Genomic DNA, 7652 nt, shown 5'->3' with positions numbered 1-7652 from the left:
GGGGGGGGGGGGGGGGGGTTGTGGGGGGCGCCTCCCCCCCCCCGGGGCGGGGGCCGGGGGGGCGGGGGGGGGGGGGGGGGGCCCCCCCCCCCCCCCCCCCGCGTCCGTGGGCGTCGGGGCGCGTCGGGGACGCCCTACGGCCGGGTGTAACTGCCCAGGTCCGGGACGGTGGAGAAACCGATGCCGTAGGCGCTCACGCCCCGGCCGAAGGCCCCGAGCAGCACGCCGGGGGCCTCGCCCGCGAGCACCCAGCCGTACTCGGACTCGCGGTAGCGGAAGGGCTGCGGCAGGCCGTTGACCGGCAGGCTCAGGGTGGACCAGCCGGGGCCGGCCAGGTCGTCCGCGAGGTCCCACGCGAGGGTGCTCTGCTGGTCCAGCCAGTCCTGGCGCAGCGTGCGGTCCAGCTGGCCGGGCCAGGTCGCGGCGAGCAGGCCGGAGCCGGCCAGCCAGGCGGCGGAGGAGGCGGAGGTCGCCTCCAGCGTGCCGGTGTTGTCGGCGCTGCGGCGGCTGTCCCGGCGGGCCACGGTGACCACGACGGCGAACTTCCGCACGTCGCGCGGCTCGAACTGCTTGGCCGGCTCGTCGCCGTGGCCGAGGGTGCCGTAGTCGACGCCGGCCGCCCCGGCGCGGGGGCCGCCGACGCCGGCCTGCATCAGGAAGCGGCGGCCGGTCCAGGCCTCGTCCAGTCCGTACCAGGGGAAATCGGCGGACAGGTAGGGCAGCAGCGGGTCCGCCGGGCCGGCCTGCCCGCCGACCACCGGGCCGCCGGCCGTGGCCGTCGCCCCTCCCGCCTGACTCGTCGCGTCCATCCCCGGGCCTCCTCAAACGCACGTGTGCCTGCCGTGGCGCGCTCCCATGGTGGCGCACCTCGGCGTTCCCGGGGGCCGTTCCTGGTCCGCGCGGACGCGGATGTGACGGACGGCTCAGCGGGAACAATCAGCACAATAGCGGCGCACACGCCGCCGCCCCGCTCAGCCGGGCGGCCGGGCGGGGCGGTGGCGCCGGGTGGCGCACCCGGTGCGCTCAGGTCGCGTCGGGGTCGAACGGGGGCCGCTCGCCGGGCTGGAGGGGGGCGCCGGTGGAGGCGGGCGCCGGGGCCGCCTTGTCGAAACCCACGCTGCCCGCACGGCCGTTCACCGGCGCCGCGGGCTTGTCGTCCAGGACGGAGCGGATGTCGAGCGACTCCTTCATGCCCTTCAGGCCCAGCGGGTCCTGCTCGTCGCCCATCAGCTGCTTGCGGACGAAGGTCTTGGGGTTGAGGTCCTCGAACTCGAAGTCCTTGAACTCCGGGCCCAGCTCGCTGCGGATGTCCTCCTTCGCGTTGTCGGCGAAGGAACGGACCTTCCGGATGAAGCCCATGGTGTCCTGGATCAGCTTCGGCAGCTTGTCGGGGCCGAAGATGATGATCGCCATCACGATCAGGGTCAGGATCTCCAGCCCACCTACATCGCTGAACAACCTCTGCTCCCTAGCTCGTCGGACGACGGTTCCTACAGGGTAATGGCCACCGGCGGGTCCCTGTTCCACGGCGGGATGAAACCGTGGTAAAGACCGGCCGATGGCCCGGGGCGAAAGCTGTTCTAGCGGATCTGCTGGCGCAGGGCGGCGACCTCGCCCGGGAAGCGCTCCGGCGAGGAGGACGGGTTCGCCTCACGGGTGGCGGCCACCGGGCGGGCCGGGAAGTCCACCGGGATCTGGGCGGTCATCGGGACCAGTCCGGCGCGGCCGCTGGTGCCGCTGCCGCCGACCGGACTGACCGTGGTGCCGTGCTGCTCCTCGCCCTGGGTGAGCCCGCCGACGCCGCCGAGGGTCACCGCGGCGACCGAGAAGGCGCCCGCCGCGGCGAACACCAGCCGGCGCCCGCGGGGCGCCGAGGGGCGGACGGCGGCTACGGCGGCCTGCGGCCGCGGCGTGGCCTCGGGGCGGGCGGCGGTCCGCCGCCCCATCAGCGGCCGCAGCACCGAGCCGCGGCCGAAGGCGCGCGGGTCCACCCCGGGCACCGGGGAGTCGGCGCCGAGCGCTCCCGCGCCGAAGGAGGCGCCGGCCCCGCGGCCGAAGGAGCCGCCGGTGAGCCGGCTGCCGCCGAAGGTGCCGGCGGAGGGGATCCCTCCGCCGGGCAGGTCGTCGTCGTCGCGGCCGCGCCGGGGCGGCCAGCCGGCGTCCGCCGGGGCGTCCTCGGGCAGGTTGCCGACGGCCATCAGCCGGGCCATCAGCGCGGAGGAGGGGCCCGGGGTGTCGGTGCGGGTCAGCAGGTGCTTGACGGACCGGCCCTCGTCGGCCTCTGCCTTGCACTGCGGGCAGGTCGCCAGGTGGGCCAGCACCCGCTCGCGGGAGTCGTGGCCGAGCTCGCCGTCCAGGAAGGAGGACAGCCGGTCGCCGAGGTGGTGCTCCTCGGCCGGGGGTTCGGCGGGCCGGACGGGCACCGGGCGCAGTGCCGTGTCGGCGGGCAGCGGGACGGCGGGCAGCACGGGGTCACCGGGTTCACCGTCCGCCGGGTCCCCGGCGCCACGGCGGCCCGGCAGGGCCCAGCCCCGCCGGATCGAGGACCGTTCGGACGCATCCGAACGGTCCGGACCGGACCGGCTGGTTCCGCTCACGATCGCCTCCGTCCGCGCCCGCCCGGTGCGGCCGCGACCTCGGCGACGGCGCCCACCGGCACCGGCTCCTCCGAGCCGCCGCGGCGCTCGCGGCCCGGCGCCGAGCCGGGGGCCCGGTGCTTGAGCGCGGCGCGCAGGTGGGAGCGGCCGCGGTGGATGCGGCTGCGGACGGTGCCGAGCTTGACGCCCAGCGTGGCGGCGATCTCCTCGTAGGACAGGCCCTCGATGTCGCAGAGCACCACGGCGGCGCGGAACTCCGGGGCGAGGGTGTCCAGGGCCTGCTGCACGTCGGCGTCGAAGTGGGTGTCGCTGAAGTGCTGGGCCGGGCTGGGCTCGCGGGAGGCGAGCCGCTCGGCCGCGTCCTCGCCGAGCGCGTCGAAGCGGATGCGCTGGCGGCGGCGGACCATGTCCAGGAACAGGTTCGTGGTGATCCGGTGCAGCCAGCCCTCGAACGTGCCGGGGGTGTAGGTGGACAGCGAACGGAACACCCGGACGAAGACCTCCTGGGTGAGGTCCTCGGCGTCGTGCTGATTGCCCGTCAGGCGGTAGGCGAGGCGGTAGACGCGGGCGCTGTGGGCCTCGACGATCTCCTCCCACGTGGGCGGAGTCCAGGTCTGCGCGTCGGGACCCTCGGCGAAGGTCGCGAGGACAGGGGCCTCGGTGGTACCGGCGGCCGGCGTCTCGGCGGCGGGCTGGTCCAGGTCGGAGTGCGCAGGCTGGTTCATCACGGGCTTCGGCGTACGGGCCGACGAGGTGCCGCGGAAGTGCCGCCGCACAGGGACGTCGCCCTCGGCCACACCTCCTCGGTCGGCTCTTCTGCCCAGCAGGGCCACCACCATATCCACCTCACCCGTCAAGCCCGGATAAAAGTGCCCGGGAGGCCTTGTGCACCCGGTCCTCAGTGACAACGGCCCGCCGCCGTACGCGGTTCCCGCCCGGCCAGTAATCTGTGGCAGGAAATATCGACATCCCTCCGCGCCGGGCCGCCGCCCGGGGCTCCGAAAGAGGCAGCCATCAGCGAGTTCGGGCCCGCGCGCGCGGCCCTCGCCGACACCTACGTGGGCGAGGACGCGGTGCTGACCTACGCCCGGGCGCAGTCCGCGCGCACCGGCATACGGGCCATCGGGCCGAGCGGCGGGGCGTGCCTGCGGCTGCTGGCCGCGGCGCTGGACGCCAAGGCGGTGGCCGAGATCGGCACCGGCACCGGCGTGTCCGGGGTCTACCTGCTGCGCGGGATGCGGCCCGACGGCGTGCTCACCACGGTGGACTCGGAGCCGGTGCGCCAGCAGCTGGCCCGCGAGGCGTACCAGGCGGCCGGGTTCGCGGCCAACCGCTCGCGGTTCATACCGGGCCGGGCCCTGGAGGTGCTCCCCCGGCTCGCCGACGGCCAGTACGACCTGGTGTTCTGCGACGGGGACCCGGCCGAGTCCCGCGAGTACCTGCTGGAGTCGCTGCGGCTGCTGCGGCCCGGCGGGATGGTCTGCTTCGAGGGGGTCTTCCAGGAGGGCCGCCTCGCCGAGCCGGAGCTGCAGGACCCGCAGACCGGAGCCGTGCGGGACCTGGTCCGGGACGTGCGGGAGAGCGAGACGCTGCTGCCCGCGCTGCTGCCGGTCTCGGACGGGCTGCTCTGCGCCGTCAAGCGCTAGGACAGGTCCCAGCCGCACCGTCCGCGGAGAACGCGCGGGCCCGGGCCGACATGACGTCGCACCCGGGCCCGGCGGTACGTCTCCAGGAGACGAGCACCCGCTGCGGTCAGCCGGTGACCTCCATCAGGGCATCGCCCAGGGCTTTGGCCTCGTCAGGCGTGAGCTCCACCACGAGGCGTCCGCCGCCTTCGAGCGGAACGCGCATGATGATGCCCCGCCCCTCTTTGGTGACTTCGAGCGGGCCGTCACCCGTCCGCGGCTTCATGGCCGCCATGCTCGTTCCCCTTCCTGCAACCGCTCAGCTACGCACCGGCAGTCCGTCCACCGCCGGTATCGAACGCATTGATCGGAAGCCATTATCCCGCATGGCACGGCCTGATGACCAACATCACTCTCGGTGCAACCACGGCCGGACCGGCTGCAACCACCGCAATTGGCGTCATAAGTCCCGGCGTGGCGGCGGTCCCGGTACGGCCGGAAGGTGCGATACCTCACACTCCCCACGCCGCCCCGCACTCCGGCATCCTGGCACCACCACCCACGCGACGATCACCGAGGGAGCCCTCGCCCATGTCGGATTCCGTGCTGTACGAGCTGGACGGCGGCCTGGCCGTCATCACCATCAACCGACCGGAGGCGATGAACGCCCTCGACGTCGCCACCAAGGTGGCGCTGCGCGACACCGTGATCGAGGCGGCTGGGGACCCGGCGGTGCGCGCGGTGCTGCTGACCGGGGCGGGCGAGCGGGCCTTCTGCGTCGGGCAGGACCTCAACGAGCACCTGGCCCTGCTGAAGCGCTTCGAGGAGACCGGCGAGGGCGCGCTGCGCACGGTCGCCGAGCACTACAACCCGCTGACCCGCGCGCTGGCCGGGATGCGCAAGCCGACCGTCGCCGCCGTCGGCGGGGTGGCGGCCGGGGCGGGCGCCTCGCTCGCCTTCGCCTGCGACTTCCGGATCCTCTCCGACCGGGCCGGCTTCAACACCGCCTTCACCGGGATCGGCCTGACCGCCGACTCCGGCGCGTCCTGGACGCTGCCCCGGCTGGTCGGGCACGCCAAGGCCACCGAGCTGCTGATGCTGCCCCGGACGGTCAAGGCCGCCGAGGCGATGGAGCTGGGCCTGGCCACCAAGGTCGTGCCGGCCGACGAACTCGCCGCCACCGCACGGGTCTTCGCCCGCGAGCTGGCCGAGGGCCCGACGGTGGCCTACGGCGCGGTCAAGGAGTCGCTGGCGTACGGCGCTTCGCACTCGCTGGACGAACTTCTCGACAAGGAGGACGAGTTGCAGACCCTGGCCGGGGAGAGCGAGGACCACCGGATCGCGGTGCGCGCCTTCATCGCCAAGGAGAAGCCGAAGTACGTCGGGCGCTGACGCCGCCCGGCGCCCGGCGGCTCCTAGCGCTTCCCGCCGCCGGTGCGGACGTGGCAGTCCGCCAGGTGGTCGTCGACCAGGCCGCAGGCCTGCATCAGGGCGTACGCGGTGGTCGGGCCGACGAAACGGAAGCCCTCCTTCTTCAGCGCCTTCGCGAGCGCCGTCGACTCGGGGGTGACGGCCGGCACCTCGCCCAGCGTGCGGGGTGCCGGACGGCCCGGGTCGGCGGCGAACCGCCAGATCAGCGCGTCCAGTCCGCCGTCCAGGTCGCGGGCGGCCCTGGCGTTGGCGATCGCCGCCTCGATCTTGGCCCGGTTGCGGATGATGCCGGTGTCGGCGAGCAGCCGCTCCTTGTCGGCCTCGCCGAACTCGGCGACCTTGCCGATCTCGAAGCCGGCGAACGCGGCCCGGAAGCCCTCCCGGCGGCGCAGGATGGTCAGCCAGGACAGGCCGGACTGGAAGGCCTCCAGGCAGACCCGCTCGAACAGGGCGTCGTCGCCGTGCACCGGGCGGCCCCACTCGGTGTCGTGGTAGACCCGGTAGTCGTCGGTGGAGTCGCCCCAGCCGCAGCGGCGCAGGCCGTCCGCGCCGAGCACGGCGCCTCCCACGGTCCCGGTCACCGGTCCTCCACCGGCTTCGCGTCCTCGGGGGCCTGCTCCTTGCCGAGCACCACGGTCGGCTTGACCACCTCGGCGAAGGACTCCAGGCCGGGCAGCGGTTCGGCGGCCGGGTCGGGGGCGGTGGTGGCCTCGACCGCGCCGCGCAGGTGGGCGGCGGCCTCCAGCTCGGCGATCCGCGAGTCGCGGTAGGCGAGTTCGGCGCCGAGGCGGTCCAGGACGTCGTCCACCTCGTCCATCCGGTAGCCGCGCACGGCCATCGGCAGGCGCAGGTCGTCGACGTCCGCCTTGTTCAGCGGGCGGTCCTGCGGCAGCCGCGCGGCGATGCGGTCCGGCACCGCCTCCGGCATCGAGCCGCCCCCGCCGAGCGCCACCAGCGCGGCGCCGCCGACCACCACGGCCATGGCGACCACGATCACCCAGAACACGAGCTGTCCTCCCGAACTCCCGGTCGGCCTCCTCCGAGGTGCCAGGGAACCGGGCCGATCATGACAGCATGGTCCCTGGTGAGGCCGGGGGCCATCATCGCACCCGTAGGAGCTGTGGAGGAGACATCGGTGGCACTGCGCCTGGGACCGCGGGAATTCGGTGACGACGAGCTGGTGATCATGGCGATCGTGAACCGGACTCCGGACTCGTTCTTCGACAGGGGCGCGACCTTCGCCGACGAGGCCGCGTTCGCCGCCGCCGACCGCGCGATGGCCGAGGGCGCGGCGATCCTGGACATCGGCGGGGTGAAGGCCGGCCCGGGCGACGAGGTCACGGTCGAGGAGGAGCTGCGGCGCACCGTGCCCTTCGTGGCCGAGCTGCGCAAGCGCCACCCCGGGGCGGTGATCAGCGTGGACACCTGGCGGCACGAGGTCGGCGAGGCGGTCTGCGAGGTGGGCGCGGACCTGCTGAACGACGCCTGGGGCGGGGTGGACCCGAAGCTCGCCGAGGTGGCCGCCCGCCACGACGTCGGGCTGGTCTGCACCCACGCGGGCGGCGCCGAGCCGCGCACCCGGCCGCACCGGGCCGGGTACGAGGACGTGATGGCGGACATCCTGCGGGTCACCGTGGGGCTCGCCGAGCGGGCCGTGGAGCTGGGCGTCCGCCGGGACGCGGTGATCATCGACCCGGGGCACGACTTCGGCAAGAACACCCGGCACTCGTTGGAGGCCACCCGGCGGCTGCCGGAGATGACCGCGACCGGCTTCCCGGTGCTGGTCTCGCTCTCCAACAAGGACTTCGTCGGCGAGACCCTGGACCGTCCGGTGGACGAGCGGCTGCTCGGCACCCTGGCCACCACCGCGGTCTCGGCCTGGCTGGGCGCCCGGGTCTACCGGGTGCACCAGGTCGAGGAGACCCGCCAGGTGCTGGACATGGTCGCCTCGATCCGGGGCACCCGCCCGCCGGCGGTCGCCCGCCGGGGACTGGCGTAG

The 7652-nt window shown here is 74.5% G+C and carries 10 protein-coding genes; 3 read left to right on the top strand and 7 right to left on the bottom strand.

Annotated elements, in window-relative coordinates; translation table 11 throughout:
* Positions 1–134: 134 nt before the first annotated feature.
* The 4 genes from ACIRVF_RS01965 to sigE all read right to left on the bottom strand — a co-directional run bounded on the left by ACIRVF_RS01965 (position 135) and on the right by sigE (position 3436).
* The gene (locus tag ACIRVF_RS01965) at positions 135–809 is read right to left on the bottom strand and encodes a hypothetical protein (RefSeq protein ID WP_402812322.1); all 675 of its coding nucleotides are present in this window, start codon (positions 807–809) and stop codon (positions 135–137) included.
* Positions 810–1023: 214 nt separating this feature from the next.
* Positions 1024–1458 carry a sec-independent translocase gene (locus ACIRVF_RS01960; protein WP_402812320.1) on the bottom strand — a complete coding sequence of 145 codons (435 nt, stop codon included), beginning with the start codon at positions 1456–1458 and terminating at the stop codon, positions 1024–1026.
* A 122-nt stretch (positions 1459–1580) separates the two neighbouring features.
* The gene (locus ACIRVF_RS01955) at positions 1581–2597 is read right to left on the bottom strand and encodes an anti-sigma factor (protein WP_402812317.1); all 1017 of its coding nucleotides are present in this window, start codon (positions 2595–2597) and stop codon (positions 1581–1583) included.
* Positions 2594–3436 (bottom strand): RNA polymerase sigma factor SigE, encoded by an 843-nt coding sequence (sigE, locus tag ACIRVF_RS01950; RefSeq protein WP_223886262.1) that lies wholly within the window; start codon positions 3434–3436, stop codon positions 2594–2596. Before sigE ends, ACIRVF_RS01955 begins: the two co-directional genes overlap by 4 nt.
* Before the next feature lie 174 nt (positions 3437–3610).
* Here sigE and ACIRVF_RS01945 point away from each other — a divergent pair, with 174 nt between their 5' ends.
* Positions 3611–4243 (top strand): O-methyltransferase, encoded by a 633-nt coding sequence (locus tag ACIRVF_RS01945; RefSeq protein WP_402812960.1) that lies wholly within the window; start codon positions 3611–3613, stop codon positions 4241–4243.
* 106 nt (positions 4244–4349) lie between these two features.
* Here ACIRVF_RS01945 and ACIRVF_RS01940 read toward each other — a convergent pair whose 3' ends face one another.
* Positions 4350–4517, bottom strand: a complete 168-nt coding sequence (locus ACIRVF_RS01940; RefSeq protein ID WP_070043274.1) for a DUF3117 domain-containing protein — start codon at positions 4515–4517, stop codon at positions 4350–4352.
* 296 nt (positions 4518–4813) lie between these two features.
* Here ACIRVF_RS01940 and ACIRVF_RS01935 point away from each other — a divergent pair, with 296 nt between their 5' ends.
* Positions 4814–5614 carry an enoyl-CoA hydratase-related protein gene (locus ACIRVF_RS01935; protein WP_402812314.1) on the top strand — a complete coding sequence of 267 codons (801 nt, stop codon included), beginning with the start codon at positions 4814–4816 and terminating at the stop codon, positions 5612–5614.
* A gap of 23 nt (positions 5615–5637) precedes the next feature.
* On the opposite strand, the gene ACIRVF_RS01930 is transcribed toward ACIRVF_RS01935, so the two are convergent.
* Positions 5638–6222 (bottom strand): DNA-3-methyladenine glycosylase I, encoded by a 585-nt coding sequence (locus ACIRVF_RS01930; protein ID WP_402812957.1) that lies wholly within the window; start codon positions 6220–6222, stop codon positions 5638–5640.
* An 8-nt stretch (positions 6223–6230) separates the two neighbouring features.
* Positions 6231–6659 carry a DivIVA domain-containing protein gene (locus ACIRVF_RS01925; RefSeq protein WP_402812311.1) on the bottom strand — a complete coding sequence of 143 codons (429 nt, stop codon included), beginning with the start codon at positions 6657–6659 and terminating at the stop codon, positions 6231–6233.
* A 180-nt stretch (positions 6660–6839) separates the two neighbouring features.
* Between ACIRVF_RS01925 and folP the strand changes: the two genes are divergently transcribed.
* On the top strand, positions 6840–7652 hold the full coding sequence (gene folP / locus ACIRVF_RS01920; RefSeq protein ID WP_402812955.1) for a dihydropteroate synthase: 813 nt from the start codon (positions 6840–6842) through the stop codon (positions 7650–7652).

This window comes from Kitasatospora sp. NPDC101157 (assembly GCF_044768255.1).
In the GTDB taxonomy this organism is placed as follows: domain Bacteria; phylum Actinomycetota; class Actinomycetes; order Streptomycetales; family Streptomycetaceae; genus Kitasatospora.
Note: the sequence above shows the minus strand (reverse complement) of the source record. Positions and strands in the feature narration are given on the sequence as shown.